The sequence below is a fragment of the Arthrobacter sp. TB 26 genome, from assembly GCF_000427315.1.
Taxonomy (GTDB): Bacteria; Actinomycetota; Actinomycetes; order Actinomycetales; family Micrococcaceae; genus Arthrobacter.
On record NZ_AUPJ01000266.1, the window covers coordinates 1 to 823 of the forward strand.

The 823-nt window shown below is 71.4% G+C and carries 1 protein-coding gene (cut by a window edge); it reads right to left on the reverse strand.

The features are described 5' to 3' along the window. On the reverse strand, positions 1 to 823 hold part of the coding region annotated (locus K789_RS0109700) for an aminoglycoside phosphotransferase family protein (protein WP_024366581.1) (this coding region is incomplete at its 3' end). The annotated region continues 57 nt past the right edge of the window; 823 of 880 annotated nt are visible.

Genomic DNA, 823 nt, shown 5'->3' on the forward strand with positions numbered 1-823 from the left:
CCGCCATGCTGAAGTCCCGGCAGCGCTCCCGCAGGCCCCGTTCCGGATCCGCCAGGGACAGCTCACCGATCCGGTTCCACAGCAGCGGTGCCACCGCGAATTCCGCCTCGCCGATCAACGGCTGCGGATCGATGGCGGCCCAGCCGTCGGCCGGTTCCTGTGCGCCAGGTGCGGGGGCATCGCGGCCGGGCCGGGCCAGGATATTCAAGTAGTGCAGGTCGGCATGGACCAGCACGTCGCGTCCGGAGCGGCGGCCGACGGCTCCGCGCGTCTGGCAGACCTCAAGCGCGGCTTCCAGCAACCAGCGCGGGAAGGGCCGGCCCAGCAGTTCCCAGGTCTCCGGCAGTTCGTCACTCCACTGTTCGGCCCTGGCCGCCACGTGGTCGAACGCCCGCCAGTCCGGCCCACCTTCGGGCACAAGGCTCAGCCGGCGGACAAGCTCACCCCAGACCGGAACCGCCACGTCCATGGGCTCGTCCTGAAGCGAGCGGACGGGGTCCAGGCGCTCCAGCAGCAGCGCCCCGGCACCGGCGTCGCTTGCCAGCAGACGGACCGCCCCGTTCCCCTTCCAGAGGGCAAGAGCCTGCGGTTCCACAAGCGCTTCGTCGTGCGGATAGGCGATTTTGAGGACTGCAGCGCCGGCAGCTCCTTCAGCGGCATCTCCGGCGGCCACCCCGGCTGCGCCACCGGCGCGACGGCGCACCGGGACCACGATGGCGCCGTGACCGTTCCACGGCAGCGCGCCGGGCGCCAACTCAAGCTCGAGCTGCCACCGGTCAAGGGACTGTTGGATCAGTCGGGGGAGCGACGCCAGCCAGTCGCG